At 72.9% G+C, this 14,064-nt stretch carries 14 protein-coding genes and 1 pseudogene; 6 read left to right on the forward strand and 9 right to left on the reverse strand.

Annotated elements, in window-relative coordinates:
• Positions 1-68: 68 nt before the first annotated feature.
• Entirely contained in the window at positions 69-2,144 is a 2,076-nt protein-coding gene (locus GRC12_RS02265) for an alpha-galactosidase (RefSeq protein WP_208776912.1), read from the forward strand.
• Here the strand turns inward: GRC12_RS02265 and GRC12_RS02270 are convergent.
• Positions 2,080-2,775: a hypothetical protein gene (locus GRC12_RS02270; protein ID WP_308286450.1), complete on the reverse strand. Its 696-nt coding sequence runs from the start codon at positions 2,773-2,775 to the stop codon at positions 2,080-2,082. The two genes, GRC12_RS02265 and GRC12_RS02270, sit on opposite strands and share 65 nt — an antisense overlap.
• Positions 2,776-2,821: 46 nt before the next feature.
• Positions 2,822-3,559, reverse strand: coding sequence for a YqjF family protein (locus GRC12_RS02275; protein WP_208776913.1), 738 nt, complete (start codon positions 3,557-3,559; stop codon positions 2,822-2,824).
• Positions 3,560-3,796: 237 nt separating this feature from the next.
• On the opposite strand from GRC12_RS02275, the gene GRC12_RS02280 reads away from it, so the two are divergent.
• Positions 3,797-4,231, forward strand: coding sequence for a hypothetical protein (locus tag GRC12_RS02280; protein WP_208776952.1), 435 nt, complete (start codon positions 3,797-3,799; stop codon positions 4,229-4,231).
• A gap of 30 nt (positions 4,232-4,261) precedes the next feature.
• Here GRC12_RS02280 and GRC12_RS02285 read toward each other — a convergent pair whose 3' ends face one another.
• A complete protein-coding gene (locus GRC12_RS02285; RefSeq protein WP_308286451.1) occupies positions 4,262-4,771 on the reverse strand; it encodes a DUF6069 family protein in 510 nt (169 codons plus the stop codon).
• 94 nt (positions 4,772-4,865) lie between these two features.
• Positions 4,866-5,447 carry a hypothetical protein gene (locus GRC12_RS02290; RefSeq protein WP_208776914.1) on the reverse strand — a complete coding sequence of 194 codons (582 nt, stop codon included), beginning with the start codon at positions 5,445-5,447 and terminating at the stop codon, positions 4,866-4,868.
• A 274-nt stretch (positions 5,448-5,721) separates the two neighbouring features.
• Between GRC12_RS02290 and GRC12_RS02295 the strand changes: the two genes are divergently transcribed.
• The 3 genes from GRC12_RS02295 to GRC12_RS02305 all read left to right on the forward strand — a co-directional run bounded on the left by GRC12_RS02295 (position 5,722) and on the right by GRC12_RS02305 (position 9,424).
• Entirely contained in the window at positions 5,722-6,591 is an 870-nt protein-coding gene (locus GRC12_RS02295) for a class II glutamine amidotransferase (RefSeq protein WP_208776915.1), read from the forward strand.
• An 87-nt stretch (positions 6,592-6,678) separates the two neighbouring features.
• Entirely contained in the window at positions 6,679-7,866 is a 1,188-nt protein-coding gene (locus tag GRC12_RS02300; protein ID WP_208776916.1) for a carboxylate-amine ligase, read from the forward strand.
• 94 nt (positions 7,867-7,960) lie between these two features.
• Complete coding sequence (locus tag GRC12_RS02305; protein WP_208776917.1) at positions 7,961-9,424, forward strand: aminotransferase class I/II-fold pyridoxal phosphate-dependent enzyme; 1,464 nt, start codon at positions 7,961-7,963, stop codon at positions 9,422-9,424.
• 13 nt (positions 9,425-9,437) lie between these two features.
• Here the strand turns inward: GRC12_RS02305 and GRC12_RS45270 are convergent.
• Together GRC12_RS45270 and GRC12_RS02310 are read right to left on the reverse strand one after the other, a co-directional pair.
• Positions 9,438-9,794 (reverse strand): annotated as a pseudogene (locus GRC12_RS45270) (DEAD/DEAH box helicase); the annotation flags it as partial.
• A 79-nt stretch (positions 9,795-9,873) separates the two neighbouring features.
• Positions 9,874-10,110 carry a hypothetical protein gene (locus tag GRC12_RS02310; protein WP_308286452.1) on the reverse strand — a complete coding sequence of 79 codons (237 nt, stop codon included), beginning with the start codon at positions 10,108-10,110 and terminating at the stop codon, positions 9,874-9,876.
• Here GRC12_RS02310 and GRC12_RS46635 point away from each other — a divergent pair.
• Positions 10,073-10,216 (forward strand): hypothetical protein, encoded by a 144-nt coding sequence (locus GRC12_RS46635; protein ID WP_308286456.1) that lies wholly within the window; start codon positions 10,073-10,075, stop codon positions 10,214-10,216. The two genes, GRC12_RS02310 and GRC12_RS46635, sit on opposite strands and share 38 nt — an antisense overlap.
• On the opposite strand, the gene GRC12_RS02315 is transcribed toward GRC12_RS46635, so the two are convergent.
• The 3 genes from GRC12_RS02315 to GRC12_RS02325 all read right to left on the reverse strand — a co-directional run bounded on the left by GRC12_RS02315 (position 10,206) and on the right by GRC12_RS02325 (position 13,917).
• Positions 10,206-11,423 (reverse strand): PP2C family protein-serine/threonine phosphatase, encoded by a 1,218-nt coding sequence (locus GRC12_RS02315; RefSeq protein WP_308286453.1) that lies wholly within the window; start codon positions 11,421-11,423, stop codon positions 10,206-10,208. The two genes, GRC12_RS46635 and GRC12_RS02315, sit on opposite strands and share 11 nt — an antisense overlap.
• Before the next feature lie 163 nt (positions 11,424-11,586).
• Complete coding sequence (locus tag GRC12_RS02320; RefSeq protein ID WP_308286454.1) at positions 11,587-13,311, reverse strand: SpoIIE family protein phosphatase; 1,725 nt, start codon at positions 13,309-13,311, stop codon at positions 11,587-11,589.
• 243 nt (positions 13,312-13,554) lie between these two features.
• On the reverse strand, positions 13,555-13,917 hold the full coding sequence (locus tag GRC12_RS02325; protein ID WP_208776920.1) for an STAS domain-containing protein: 363 nt from the start codon (positions 13,915-13,917) through the stop codon (positions 13,555-13,557).
• Positions 13,918-14,064 lie beyond the last annotated feature (147 nt).

Raw genomic sequence — 14,064 nt, forward strand, 5'->3', positions numbered from 1 at the left:
CGTCAACGCGGCCGTCCGGTGTGACTGTCAGGGCGACAGTCGGTGCGACTGCCAACGGAAGGGAAGCCATGTCTCTCCTCTGGTCCCACGAGGTCCTCGGACTGCACGTCGTCGCGGATTCCACCGGGGCCGTGCGGATGGGGGCGCCGGGGGAGGACCGGGACCGGCTGCTGCCGCTGGTGGAGATCACCGCCACCGGCCACGGCCGTACCTGGTCGGGGGAGCGTTTCATCGACACCGCGATCGGTGAGCGCCTGACCTACCGCGGACACGAGACGGTCCAGGACGGCGTCTGGCAGTGCGCCGTCGTCCGACTCGCGGACCCCGAGAGCGGTCTCGCCGCCGAGGTGAGCCTGCGCACCCGCCCCGGCGCCGGCTTCCTGCGGGCGCAGGTGCGAGTGGTCAACGAGGGGGAGACCGCACTGCGGTTGGAGAGCGTCTCCTCCCTGACGCTCGGCGGTGTCGCGGGCGGCGCCCTCGACACGCTGACCCTGCACTGGGCGGACAACGACTGGCTCTCCGAGTGCCGTTGGCGCACGGCTCCCTTCCGCGACCAGGTCGTCGACCTCAGCCGGTCCGCGCACGGTCGCGACGGGCGTGGCTGCTTCGAGCGTTGCTCACAGGGGAGCTGGTCCACGGGACGGCATCTGCCGACGGCCGGGCTCACCGACCCGTCGGGCCGCGCCTGGCTGTGGCAGATCGAGTCCAGCGCGGGCTGGCGCTACGAGACCGGCGAACGCGAGGGTGCCGCCTATCTCGCCCTGTTCGGACCCGACGACGCCCACCACCAGTGGCGCCAAGTCCTGGCCCCCGGCGAGGAGTTCACCACGGTCCCGGCCGTCCTCGCGGGGTCCGCGACCGGCGGCCTGGACGCCGCGTTCGGCGAACTCACCGCCTACCGCCGCCTCATACGCCGTGAGCACCCGGACCACTCGGCGCTCCCGGTGATCTACAACGACTACATGAACACCCTGATGGGCGACCCGACCACCGACAAGCTCCTGCCGCTCATCGACGCGGCGAGCGCGGCCGGGGCCGAGGTGTTCGTGATCGACGCCGGCTGGTACGACGACGACGCGCAGGGCTGGTGGGACGCCGTCGGTGCCTGGGAGGCCGCCGACAGCCGCTTCCCGGGCGGCATCCAGGAAGTCCTGGACGCCATCAGGGCGCACGGGATGACCCCGGGGCTGTGGCTGGAGCCCGAAGTGGTGGGCGTGCGCAGCCCGTTGGCCCGGACGCTGCCGCCCGAGGCCTTCTTCCGGCGGGGCGGAGTACGGGTCACCGAGCACGGCCGCCACCACCTGGACCTGCGCCACCCCGCCGCGCGCGCCCACCTCGACCGGGTCGTCGACCGGATCGTGGGGGAATGGGGGGTCGGCTATCTGAAGCTCGACTACAACATCAACGCCGGACCGGGCACGGAGAACGGCGACGAGAGCGCCGGCGCGGGGCTGTTGGGCCACCACCGCGCCCACCTCGACTGGCTGAACTCCCTGCTGGACCGTTATCCCCGACTGATCCTGGAGAACTGCGGTTCGGGCGGACTGCGCATGGACTACGCCCAACTCGCCGTCGTACAGCTGCAGTCCACCAGCGACCAGCAGGACCCGCAGCGGTATCCACCCATCGCGGCCGCGGCGGCCACCGCGGTGGCCCCCGAGCAGGCCGCCGTATGGGCCTATCCGCAGCCGCGGTTCACCGAGGACGAGATCGCCTTCACCCTCACCGGCGCCCTGCCCGGCCGCATCCATCTGTCCGGGTTCCTCGACCGGATGAACCCGGAGCAGTTCGACCTCGTCCGCGCCGGCATCTCCGTCTACAAGGAGCTCCGCTCGCGCATCCCGGACAGCCTCCCGTTCTGGCCGCTGGGCCTGCCGGCGTGGGAGGACGAGTGGATCGCGTACGGCTGGCACGACGACACGGACACCTGGGTCGTGGTGTGGCGGAGGGAGGCGGTCGCGGACGGTCCCACGCGTACGCTCCCCCTCGCCCGTCTGCGCGGCGCCGACATCCGCCCCACGGTGTTCTACCCCGCCACCGCCGACGCCACCGCGACCTGGGACGCGCCCGGCGGGGAGCTCACCGTGACCTTGCCGCGCCCCGGCACCGCCGTACTCCTGCGCCTCGGTTCGCCTCCCCGGTGAACGGGTCACCGGCCCCGCGCTCGACCTCCACCGTCGTGGTGACCCGCACCAGGCAGGGGGTGCGCGGGGTGGAACCGAACCCGAACCCGACCGGTGGATCCACCCGGGCGAGGCGGCCGAGCGGTTCGCCCGCGTACGTGGCGGTGGCCGACATGATCAGGTGCAGGTCGTGGGCGCCGTACCACTCGCGCCGCCCGGCCCCCGCGCTCCCGTGGGTGCGGACGCCCAGCAGCAGAGCGGGCAGCCCGACGGCCGTGGCCCAGACGGGCCGGGCCGACAGGGGACGGGGCGCGGCGCGGAGCAGAAGCCCCACGGCACTCCGCCGGCCCGTGGTGAAGCGCAGTTCCAAAGGCCCCGCGAGGACCGTCCAGGTGCCGTCGGTGACGGACACGTCGACCGGCACGACCCGAACCTCGTCGAAGACATATGTGCCGGCGATGAAGTCGGCCGTCCGACGCGAGGGAGCCAGCAACAGCCGATGCCCGTCGGGGCGTTCGAGCATCACGTCGCTGAAGGCCCCGAACGGCGACCGCGTCCAGTGCCCGAGCACCACGCGGGTCCCGGAGGTGGTCCCGACCCCGGCTATGCGTCCCTCGAAACGCAGCCGCTCGCGCCCGGTACCCGCCCTCACCGGGCCGCCGAACCCTGGTCCTGCGGCCGGGCGGTGAGCAGCGGGTTCATTCGATCGCTCCGATCGGGTCGGTGGCCGGGCGGACGGGCCGTGACACTCCCATGCGCACCTGCCGGACGCCGTCCGAGAAGTGCACCAGAGGTTCGGTACGGGGCGCGGGAAGACCGGCCGCGCGTGTCACCGTCTCGTCCAGCTCGTGCAGGGTCCCGGCGCGCAGCGGCCAGGGCTCGTGCGCGACAGGGGTGTCCCACAGGGCGCCCAGACGGCGGGTGTAGGCCCGCCAGCGCGAGGTCAGCCACACGTCCCGCTCCGTCGGCGTGACGGGCTCGCCCGGGCGGACCACCAGGCGGTACGAGGATTCTGCCGCCCAGCGTGATCCCGAATAGGCGAGCAGCCCTTCGCGGCGCGACACGTCGAGGCGGCCCGGGTGATAGGGCGCCCCCACCGCGCGCGCCGCCAGCATCAGCGGGAAGGCCACCTCGATGGCCAGGAACCACACGCCGTCGCGGCCGCCGGGACCGCGCACATAGGTGCGCAGATTCGTCTCCGGGAAGGTGGGCAGTCCCGGCATCGAACGCGGCACACCCGGCGGCCTGACGTCGCTCATCACGAACGGCGTGAGGCCCACCCACGCCGTGCCGTCGTACTCGTCCACGGCCAGGCCCTTCGGCAGTAGCGCCTGGACCTGGTCCGGGGGATACGCCCAGTGGACGAAGGTCTGGGTCGTCCAGCCGGCCCGCAGAACGGGAAGCCGGACCTGGTGCTCGGGCTCACGGGCGACCATGGGGAAGGCCCTTCTGGGTGGTGTTCCGTGCCGGGTACCCCGCATCCGCCCGCCGACGGATGCCCTGGCTGACCACCGCCCGGGCCGGTCCGTTTCGCGTGGGGCGCGTCGGGCACCCGGCACGCCCACGGGAGGATCCGCACGTCACCGCGTACCGCGGTCGGCACCGGTCACTGAACACCCGTGCCCGGCGGATCAGCCCGCCGACACACCGGACGATCCTGCGGAGGGCCTTTGATGACCGAGTACACACCGTCCCAGGCCGAAGGCGAACGGGACGAGGACACGCCGAACGAGTCCGGACCCACCCGCGCCGACCTGCCCCGGACCACCCCCTCCCAGGCGGAAGGGGACCGCGAGGACGAGGCCGAAGGGGATCAGGAACCGCCCGACGGCCCCCGCCGGACCGGGGCGCCGTCCGGTCCGGTCACCCGCGAGCACGTACGCGAACTGCTCGCCGCACGCGAGGACTCCGCCACGCTGGTGCTGCTGGAGGGCCGGGCCAGGGTGATCGCCGCCGCGGAACGGAGCACGGACTGGTACGCGGGCGCCGTCGACGTCATGTCCGGCGAGGAACTCGCCCGCCGGATCGGCACGGATTCGCCGTCGGACCGCGAACTGGACGTGCTGGCCGGCACGTTGAACACCATGGTGGCCCAACTCGGCGCCTGAGCGAGGCGCGGACGTCACCTCGCCGGGCCGTCAGCCGTCGTAGGCGCGGTCGGGCGCGACACCGGGTACGGCGGCGGACAGCAGAGCCGTGATGGTGGCGCCGATGACCAGGAAGACGACGGCGCTGGCCAGTTGGGAGCCCGTGCTCAGACCGGTGGTGAAGGGCAGCAGCATCATCGCCACCGTGACCAGCGAGGCGATCCACGTGAAGAAGGCCCGCGGCCGGGCGACCGTGACCAGCAGCAGGTGCAGCAGACCGGTGGCCACCAGGGCGGCGACGGCGGCCCATGCCGCGAGGTAACCCGTGGTGGCGTCGCCCCACACCCCGGCCCGGTGAGGTGCGAACACCGCCACGTCCAGCACCCCGCGCATCAGCAGTGTGGCCACGACGGCGGCGAGCGCCGCCACCGCCGCCGTGGCGGCACCGGTGGCCCACAGCCGCCCCGCCGCCACGTCCGACGGAGGCCGCTGCCCACGTCCGTCCTGGTAGGCGACGGGGCCCTGGGGCGGATAGTTGCCGTACGGGGTGGGACCGGACACAGGATCACCTCACTGGAGACGTGTCAGTGCGCCCTGTCGGGTGCCCCGTCCGCGCTCCCTGATTGCAGCGCGGGACGACGGGCGGGGCGACCGGCTAGACCTGGTTCCCGCCGGGCGTGCTGTCCGCCGCGGCCCTGACTGCCGCCGGACGTGCCCCGGCCGGGGACAACAGCGCTGAGGCGGCCCGGTCGTGCAGCTCGTCGACCCTCGTGATCTGCCGTTCGGCCCGGCGCAGCAACTCCTCCAGCCGGTCGGAGTCCAGGCGCGGCTCCGCCGGAGCGGCGGAGAGCAGCGAGTGCCAGAGCATCGCCTTGCCGGTGATGCCCGTGCGCAGCGCCTCGAGTTCGACAAGCACCGTGAGGCCGGATCGGCGCAACAGCCGGCCGTTCGGTTTCACCCGTGCGAGCTTCTCGCCCACCCACGCCCCGTACACCTTGTAGCGCCGCGCGGGGGCGTGCAGCTCCGTCATCAGCCGCAGCAGGGCCCGCCGGTCCTGGGAGATCTCCGCCTCCAGGCTCCGCAGCTCCTCGCCGTACGGGGTGTCACCGTGCTCCTGGACCATGCGGCGGGCCAGCTCCACGCCGGCTGTGGCACCCGCCAGATGGTCGTTGAGATAGATCCCGAGGATTCTCTGCCGCCCGGGCCCCTCGCCCGGGCTTCGCACGTCGGTGCTCATGGTCTTCCTCCACCTTCGGCAACCTCTTGACGATCGGCGAGTGCCCCCGATGACGCGGTCAACCGCCCCATTCGCCGCGCACGGCGCTTCCGGGCGCGTCCGCCGGCCGTGTACCAGCACACTCACAGCGCGGCTTCCACCACGTCGCCACCGACCGGCTGCTCATCAGCGGTGCCGCCCTCGACCTGCCCGCTCGGGATCGGAGGCGCATCCTGTCCGTACTGGACAGCACCTACCGCCACCGACCGCAGGCCGCCGACCAAGGAGGCATCCCGTGTGTCGTCTGTTCGGTCTCAGCAGCGCCCCGGAGCGCACCCACGCCACCTTCTGGCTTCTCGACGCCCCCGACAGCCTCAGCCGGCAGAGCCATCACGACCCCGACGGCACCGGCCTGGGCTACTTCGACGCCGACGGCGCCCCGCACGTCGACAAGGCCCCCATCGCCGCCTACCAGGACCGCGCCTTCGCCCAGGACGCCCGGCAGGTACGGTCCGCCACCTTCCTCGCCCATGTGCGCTACGCCTCCACCGGCACCCTGGAGGCCCGCAACACGCATCCCTTCCAGCAGCACGGGCGCCTGTTCGCGCACAACGGGGTCATCGAGGGCCTCGGCGACCTCGACGCGCACCTGGGCGACGACCGGTCACTGGTCGCGGGCGACACCGACTCCGAGCGGTTCTTCGGCCTGATCACCCGGGAGACCCGCGACCGCGACGGTGACATCACCGCCGGCATCGAGCACGCCGCGCGCTGGATCGCCCGGCACCTGCCCGTCTACGCCCTCAACCTGGTCCTCGTCACCCGCGACGAACTCTGGGCCCTGCGCTACCCGGACACCCACGAGCTGTTCGTCCTCGAGCGCCCGGCCGGTGGTCTGCACGGCGACCGGCACCTGGACCACAGCGGCTCGCACGGCCGCATGCGCGTCCACTCCGAGCACCTGGCCGGCCACCCCGCGGTCGTCGTCGCCAGCGAACGCATGGACGACAACCCCCACTGGCGGGCCCTGCGGCCCGGCGAACTCCTCCACGTCGGCCCCCACCTGCACACCACCCGTCACCTCGTCCTGCCCGACCCCCCGGCCCACCTGCTGACCCTGGACGACCTGCGCCCGGACGCCGCGGCCTCCCAGCGAGCCGCCTGAAACGGGCCCGTCAAACGTACATTTCGGGCTTATCGATCAGCGCGTTGGGCACCTGGTGAGCAGCGCCGGAGTACATCGAGGAGTGCCGTGACCATACGCATCGGAGCCGAGGAGGAGTTCCACCTCCTGGAGGCCAAGAGCGGAGTGGTCGTGCCGCGCGCCGACCAACTGCTGCGACGGCTGCCCCGGCGGACCTTCACCGCGGAACTGCACCAGTCCATCGTGGAGACGAACACCGGAGTGCACGCCACCCTCGACGAGCTGTACACCGACCTGGCACAGACCAGACGGCGGCTGGACGCCGCCGCGTCCTCCCTCGGGCTCGCGGTGCTGGCAGCGGGCACGGCACCCCTGGCCCCCGCCGCATCCGGGCACCCCACCGACGACGCGCGCTACCGCCACATGGTCGAGGAGTACCGCCGGGTCGCCGACGAGCAGCTCATCTGCAGTGCCCAGATCCATGTGGACGTACCCGACCGCGACACCGCCGTCACGGTCATGTGCGCGCTCTCGCCCTGGCTGGCCGTGCTGCTGGCACTGTCCGCCAGCTCGCCCTACTGGCAGGGGACCGACACCGGCTACGCCAGCTGGCGCACCCTGCTGTGGCAGCGCTGGCCGACCGCGGGCCCGGCCGGCTGTTTCTCCAGCGCGGCCGCGTACGACGCCGCGGTGGACGACCTCGTACGGTCCGGGATCATCAGCGACCCGGGAATGATCTATTACGACGTACGGCCCTCCGCGCACCTGCGGACGCTGGAACTGCGCATCTGCGACGCCTGCCCGCGGGTCGAGAGCGTCGTCCTGGTCGCCGGCCTGTTCCGCGCCCTGGTGACCGACGTCCTGGAACACCGCGGGGCCGGTGCGACGCCCTGCGAAGGCCGCCACGAGTGGTTGCGCGGCGCGTCGTGGCGGGCCGCCCGATCCGGTCTGGAAGGCAGCCTGGTGGACCCCGAGACCCATCGGGACGCCCCCGCCGCACAGGTCGTCCGCAAGCTGCTCACCCGGCTGCGTCCCGCGCTGGAGGCCCACGGCGACTGGCAGACCGTCGGGGAGCTGACCGAGGCGGCCCTGGCCGAGGGCAGCGCCGCCCGTCGGATACGCCGCACGGCCCAGGCGGAGGGGCTGCCGGCCTGTGTGGACATGCTGATCGACGAAACCCGCGGCGAGCGCCGCGGGCCGGGACCGCGACCGGCCGGGCGGGAGACGGCCGCGCCCCCCGTCACCGGCGCGGCGGCCTCCCGTCCCGGCCGGCCGCGCGAGCTGCGCGGCGTTTGAGTACGCCCACGTGGTCAACACGGAGCCCAGAGCGCGAAGACCGCGCGCCCGTCCGGCATGGTGCCCGGACTCGGGGACGGACGTGGGAGGAACCATGGATCACTCACGGGTGCCCGTGCTGGAGGCCCTGGAGGAGTTCCGGCGCCGCGGAGACGTCGTCTTCGGGCCGCCCGGTCACAAACAGGGCCGCGGCGCCGACCCGCGCGTGGCCGAGATCGTCGGCCTCGACGTGTTCCGCTCGGACGTCCTGTCCCTCAACGGGCTCGACGACCGCCGCCAGTCCCAGGGCGTGCTGAGCCAGGCCCAGGAGCTGATGGCGGACGCGGTCGGCGCCGAGCAGGCGTTCTTCTCCACGTGCGGCAGCTCCCTGTCGGTCAAGACCGCCATGCTGGCCGTGGCCGGTCCCGGCGAGAAGCTGCTGATCTCCCGCAACGCGCACAAGTCGGTGATCTCCGCCGTCGTCGTCAACGGCGTCGAGCCGATCTGGGTCCACCCCAAGTTCGACGAGAAGCGGCACATAGCCCACCCGCCGGAGCCGGACGACGTGCGCCGCCGCCTCGAGGAGCACCCCGACGCGAAGGGCATGCTGCTGATCACGCCCACCGACTGGGGGACCTGCGCCGACATCCGGGGCGTGGCCCGGGTCTGCCACGAGTTCGACGTCCCGCTCATCGTCGACGAGGCCTGGGGCGCCCATCTGCCCTTCCACCCCGAGCTGCCCGCCTGGGGCATGGACGCCGAGGCGGACCTGGTGCTCACCAGCGTGCACAAGATGGGCGGCGCGATCGAGCAGAGCTCCGTCTTCCACCTCCAGTACGACCGCGTCTCGCCGGAGGCGCTCAAGCAGCGGGAGGACCTGCTCGGCACCACCAGCGCCTCCACGCTGGTGTACGCGACTCTCGACGGCTGGCGGCGCCAGATGGTCGAGCACGGGCACGAACTCCTGGACGCCGCCCTGCGCCGCGCCGAACGCATCCGTACGGCCGCAGGTGATCTGCCGGGCCTCAGGCCCATGGGCCAGGAGATCGTGGAGGAGGGCCTGGCCGCCGACTTCGACCCCCTGAAGATCGTGATCGACGTACGGGAACTCGGCATCAGCGGCATGCAGGCCGCCGAGTGGCTGCGGGCCGAACGGCATGTGGACGTCGGCGGCTCCGACACCTGCCGCCTCAGCGCCTCCATCACCCACGCCGATGACGACGAGACCGAGAAGGTCCTGCTGGACGCCCTGCGCGCCCTGGTCGACGGCGCCGGCACCATCGAGCGCCGGCCCCCGGTGCGGCTGCCCGCGCCCTCCGCCCTGGAACTGGAGCAGGCCATGCTGCCCCGGGAGGCGTTCTTCGCCGAGGTCGAGCACGTGCCCGCGGAGAGCGCCGCCGGCCGGATCGCCGCCGAGATGATCAGCCCCTACCCTCCGGGCGTACCGGCCGTCGCTCCCGGCGAGGTCATCACCGACGCGGTCCTGGACTACCTGCGCAGCGGCGTCGAGCACGGCGTCCTGATCCCGGACGCCGCCGACCCCTCGGTGAAGACGCTGCGGGTGGTCGCGCGGGGCTGACCCCGGTCACCGACTCGGCGTCCCCGTGCCGCACCGCGTCCCGCGCCGCCTGCGTCTTCCCGGCCGGCTGCGCCGAGTTGACGGCCACGGCGTCCGGTGCGCGGTCGTGGCCGAGCAGGCCGGCGATCTGGTCCCGCTGGAGGGCGATGAGAGGGGAGACCACGACGGTGGGCCCGGACAGCAGCAGCCCGGCCACCTGGTACACCGCCGACTTCCCGGCGCCGGTCGGCATGACCACCAGGGCGTCCCGCCCCCGCACGACCACCTCCATGGCGCTCAGCTGCCCCGGCCGCAGCCGGCGCCGGCCGAACACGTCGGCTGCCGTGCGCCGCAGCCGCTCCGAAACACCGAGGCCCGAACCGTCCGGCATGCTCGCCCCACTTTCTCGGCACCGCGCCTTCACGGGATCCGCGAAAGCAGTCGCGTCCGACCACCCGCCCGGGCGGACCTCAAGGCCGCGGGTGCACGCGATGCCGGCGCGGGCGGGCGTCGCCGCCGCGCCGTCCGGCCACGGAGGCGCAGCGCGGGCACACCCGCCGCACCCGGTCGGCCGCACCCCCGGACTCGGGGAACGTGTCCGTCCAGGTGACGTGCGCGAAGCGCACCAGCTGCGAGCGGCTCAGGGACAGCCCGCACACGGTCTGGTTCATGCCCGGCTCCCAGGCGTGCACCTCGCCTGCCGGCACCCTGCGTCGGCCCTCCTCCTCGTCCGTCCACCGCCCCGACGGCGTACCGCCCGACACCTGCCATGGCCGTTCCCTCCTCGCTCTCCCGCCGCACATCACGGCGTGAGCCGGTCCTCGTGGCCGCCGCGCCACTCGGTGAGCAGGACGGTCGCATCGTCCTCCAGCCTGCCGTCGTGGTGGTCGAGCACGGCGGCCATCAGCCGGCGCAGGGTCTCGTGCACGGTGTGGCGGCCGGAGTGGTGACGGCGCACGAAGTCGATGAAACGGTCCCGGCCGAACTGCCGGCCACGGGCGTCGCGCGCCTCGATGACACCGTCGGTGTACATCAACAGCCGGTCACCGGGCTCGAGTTGCTCGTGGCACTCGTGCACGGGCAGTCCCAGACGCACCCCCATCGGGCCCGCGGGCGGACAGGCCAGGTCGAGGGTCCACCGGTTGTCGCGCAGCAGGATCGGCAGAGGATGCCCGCGGTTGATCCAGGACAGCCGGCCGGTCGCGATGTCCAGATCCGCCAGGGTGGCCGTGACGTAGCGACTGGTGCCGAACTGCTCGACCAGGGCGTTCTCCACCAGACGGCTGGTCTCCGTCAGCGTGGCGCCCTGGCGGCGGGCGTTGCGGCAGGCGGCCACCGCGACGCTGGCGGTGATCCCCGCGGCGGTGTCGTGACCCATCGCGTCGAAGACCCCGAGGTGCAGGCTGCGGTCGGCCACCGCGTAGTCGAAGGCATCACCGCCCATCTGGTACGCGGGCTCCATCACGGCACCGACGACCGCGTCGTGCCCGGCGTAGGCGAGCGGGGGCGTTAGGTTCCACTGCATCTCCGCCGCCACGTTCATCGGCTCGGTGCGCACCAGACGGGCATAGGAGTCACTGAAGGAACGCTTGCTCAGCAGCAGAAGCGCCGTCATCGACCCAAGGTCACGCAGCGCCCGGCGGGTGTCGGCGTCGTCGGCTTCGGTGTCGGCCCGCAGCACGCCCAGCCGTTCCACCCCGTCGGTGACGGCCGCCCACCACCGGTGCCGGTCCGGACCGTCCTCGCCTCCCGCGGTTTCGGAGAGCAGGGTGACGCGCTGATAGGCCTGGCCGGGCAGGCTGCCCCCCACGGTGAACTCCTGGCCGCCGGCGCCCGCGTCCGGCCCCGCGCCGGTGAGCTGGCGCAGCACCGTCTCGCGGAGGTCGACGACGAAGACGAGCGCGTCGTACAGACCGACCGCGGCGGCGTACTCGGCGATCATGCCCGGGAGTTGTTCAAGAGTGGCGGTATGGCTGTCCTGCATCAGCCGTACCAGCGTTGCCGCGGCGCGGTCCGCCACACCGAACACCTCCCTCTGTCTTTCGCTGTCCTTCGCTGGAGGAACACCAGGCTCCACCCGGGTACCCCGACAACGGCGAGCGGCCACGGCTCCCGGCGGTTTCGTTTCCGGCGGTCGGCGGTCGGCGGTCGGCGGTCGGCGGTCAGCGGTCAGCGGTCGGCGGTCAGCGGTTCGGGGTGCGCAGGGCCAGCAGCGCCACGTCGTCGTCGTTCCCGGCGGGGCGGACGCGACGCAGCAGCTGGTCCGTGAAGGCCCCCAGCGGGCGGTGGGCGAGGGCGGCGGCGTGCTGGCGCAGCCTGTCGAGGCCGGTGTCCAGCGCGTGGCCGCGGTCCTCGATGAGACCGTCGGTGTAGAGCACCAGGGTGGAACCGGGCGGCAGGGAGAGGCCGGCGTCGGGGCGCGGGGTGCGGGCCCCCGTCCCCAGCAGGATGCCGTGGCCCGCGGTGAGGTACCGGGTCAGTCCGTCGCGGCTGATCAGCAACGGCGGGGGATGGCCCGCGTTGGTCCAGGACAGCCGCCAGTGGCCCTGCTCCTCGGCCTCTATCCGGGCGAGGACCACGGTGGCCATGGAGACGTCGGTGATGTGCTGGATCGCCTCGTCGAGCCGCTCGACGATCCGGCTGGGCGGTTCCTGCTGGGACCAGGCGTAGGCGCGGAGCATGTTGCGCACCTGCGCCATGCCGGCCGCGGCCTCCAGGTCGTGTCCGACGACGTCTCCGACGGCGAGGGCCGTGGAGCCGTCGGAGAGCGAGAAGGCGTCGTACCAGTCGCCGCCGACCTGCGAGGCGTGGGGCGCGGGCAGATAGCGGACCGTCATCTCCAGGTCCGTGACGCTGGGCATCTGGGGCAGCAGATGGTTCTGCATGGTCTCGGCGATCTTGCGCTGGCGCTGGTAGAGACGGGCGTTGTCAAGCGCGAGTCCGGCACGCCGTGCGATGTCCTCGATCAGCGGCAGATCGGTGGGGGTGAACGGCACCGGGTTCTCGGACCGGCCGACGGTCAGGGCGCCCAGCACGTCGCGCGTGCTGCGGATGGGGGCGATGGCCGCGGAGTGCATTCCGGTGGCGTCGAACAGGCGGCGCTGCTCGACCGCGATGCCCGCGTCCGGGGGCTGCCGGTACGTCTGCTGGTCCGCCAGGGTCGAGGCGACACCGCGCAGTGCCCGGGACAGCGGCATGGGGGACGACTCCGGCACCGGCGGCATCGGACCCTCCAGGTCCTCGCGCCGGCTCAGCGAGCCCTCCTCGGCATGGGCCACCACGGTGCGCCACACCTCGTCCCGCTCGCTGATCAGGTCGACGACCGCCCAGTCGCCCAGCCGCGGTACGACCAGCTCGACCAGCCGGCGCAGGGTCTCCTCGATGTCGAGCGTCGAGGTGAGCCGGGTGGTGGTCTCGGCCAGCAGGGCCAGCCGTTCGAGTTCCGGCATCGGCTCGGCCGCCGGCTCCGGCTCGGGGACGGTATCCAACGGGGGCTCGACGGGGTGGAAGACGACGAGCGTGGCAGTGTCGCCGCCGTCCCCGTCGACGTCGTACGGGGCCAGAGTCCAGGAGATGGGCAGCAGCGAGCCGTCCCCCCGGGCGAAGTGGTCCTGGTCGGCCTGGGCCGCGCGTCTGGCGTGGAACGCCTGCCGCATGGTGCACTGCGTCCGCGGCAGGAGCTGGCCCTGCGGCCCGCGGTGCAGCAGATCGTGCGCGTCGTGCCCGAGGAGATCGTCGGCGGACCGCGCCAGCAGCCGCTCGGTGCGGGCGTTGACGGCGATGATGCAGCCTTCCTCGTCCACCACGTAGGCGCCGGTCCCGATGGCTTCCAGCGCACCGGCCAGCCCGGCGGAGGGGGCGGGTACGGCCCGCTGCCGCCGGTTCTGCCTGTTCACCGGCTCCGCCACGTCCTGCCTCCCGCCGATCGAGCCACCGCCGGCCGTCGTTCGCCCGGCCGCGGCACGCGTCCTGTTCCGCATGTCCTTCCCGTATGCCCCCTCGCGGAGAAACGCCACGGGGATCACCACCGGGACGCATCACACCGAGGAGGGGGCGCCACTGAGAAGAGGCGACAAGAGCAGGACATCACGCACGCCACGAACCGCGCACGGCGTGACCGGGCGAGGGCCAGGACTTCCGGGCCTCGGCCCTCACGCCGCCAGGGCGTCCTCGACGGTCGGATGACAGGACACGAGGCTGTCCAGGCCCACGAGCTGCACGGTGCGCAGCACCGCGCCCCGGGCCCCCGCGAGCCGCAGCCACCCCTGCGCGGCCTGTGTGGTCTGGTGGGCGGCGATCAGGGCGTTGACGCCGCTCGAGTCCATGAACGTGACCCCGCTCAGGTCGACGACGATCCGCAGGCCGTCACCGCTCGGCTCGGGCACGGCCTCGCTCAGGGCACCCACGCTCTGGTAGTCGACCTCGCCGCGCAGGCCGAGGACGGCGATGCCGTCGACATCGTCGCGGACCACGGACAGCTGGCCGTGACCGGCTGCTTCCTTGTTGTCTGCCACTTGCGTCCTTAGCGCACTCGGTGGGGGCTGAGCCACGTCTCTGTTGCCACGTTGCCCCGGGATCGCCGCCTCGATGCACGCTTCGGCGCACGAGTTGCTCCTGACACAGGAGTAGTCCGCGCGACACAGGAGTAGTCCCCGCGTCAC

Source organism: Streptomyces griseorubiginosus (assembly GCF_017614965.1).
GTDB classification, from domain to species: Bacteria; Actinomycetota; Actinomycetes; order Streptomycetales; family Streptomycetaceae; genus Streptomyces; species Streptomyces griseorubiginosus_B.

Excerpts from the sequence above, each read along its gene's own strand:
- GRC12_RS02265 (WP_208776912.1), top strand. The coding sequence starts at position 69 with ATGTCTCTCCTCTGGTCCCACGAGGTCCTCGGACTGCACGTCGTCGCG.
- GRC12_RS02275 (WP_208776913.1), bottom strand. The coding sequence starts at position 3,559 with ATGGTCGCCCGTGAGCCCGAGCACCAGGTCCGGCTTCCCGTTCTGCGG.
- GRC12_RS02280 (WP_208776952.1), top strand. The coding sequence starts at position 3,797 with ATGACCGAGTACACACCGTCCCAGGCCGAAGGCGAACGGGACGAGGAC.
- GRC12_RS02290 (WP_208776914.1), bottom strand. The coding sequence starts at position 5,447 with ATGAGCACCGACGTGCGAAGCCCGGGCGAGGGGCCCGGGCGGCAGAGA.
- GRC12_RS02305 (WP_208776917.1), top strand. The coding sequence starts at position 7,961 with ATGGATCACTCACGGGTGCCCGTGCTGGAGGCCCTGGAGGAGTTCCGG.
- GRC12_RS46635 (WP_308286456.1), top strand. The coding sequence starts at position 10,073 with ATGCCCGGCTCCCAGGCGTGCACCTCGCCTGCCGGCACCCTGCGTCGG.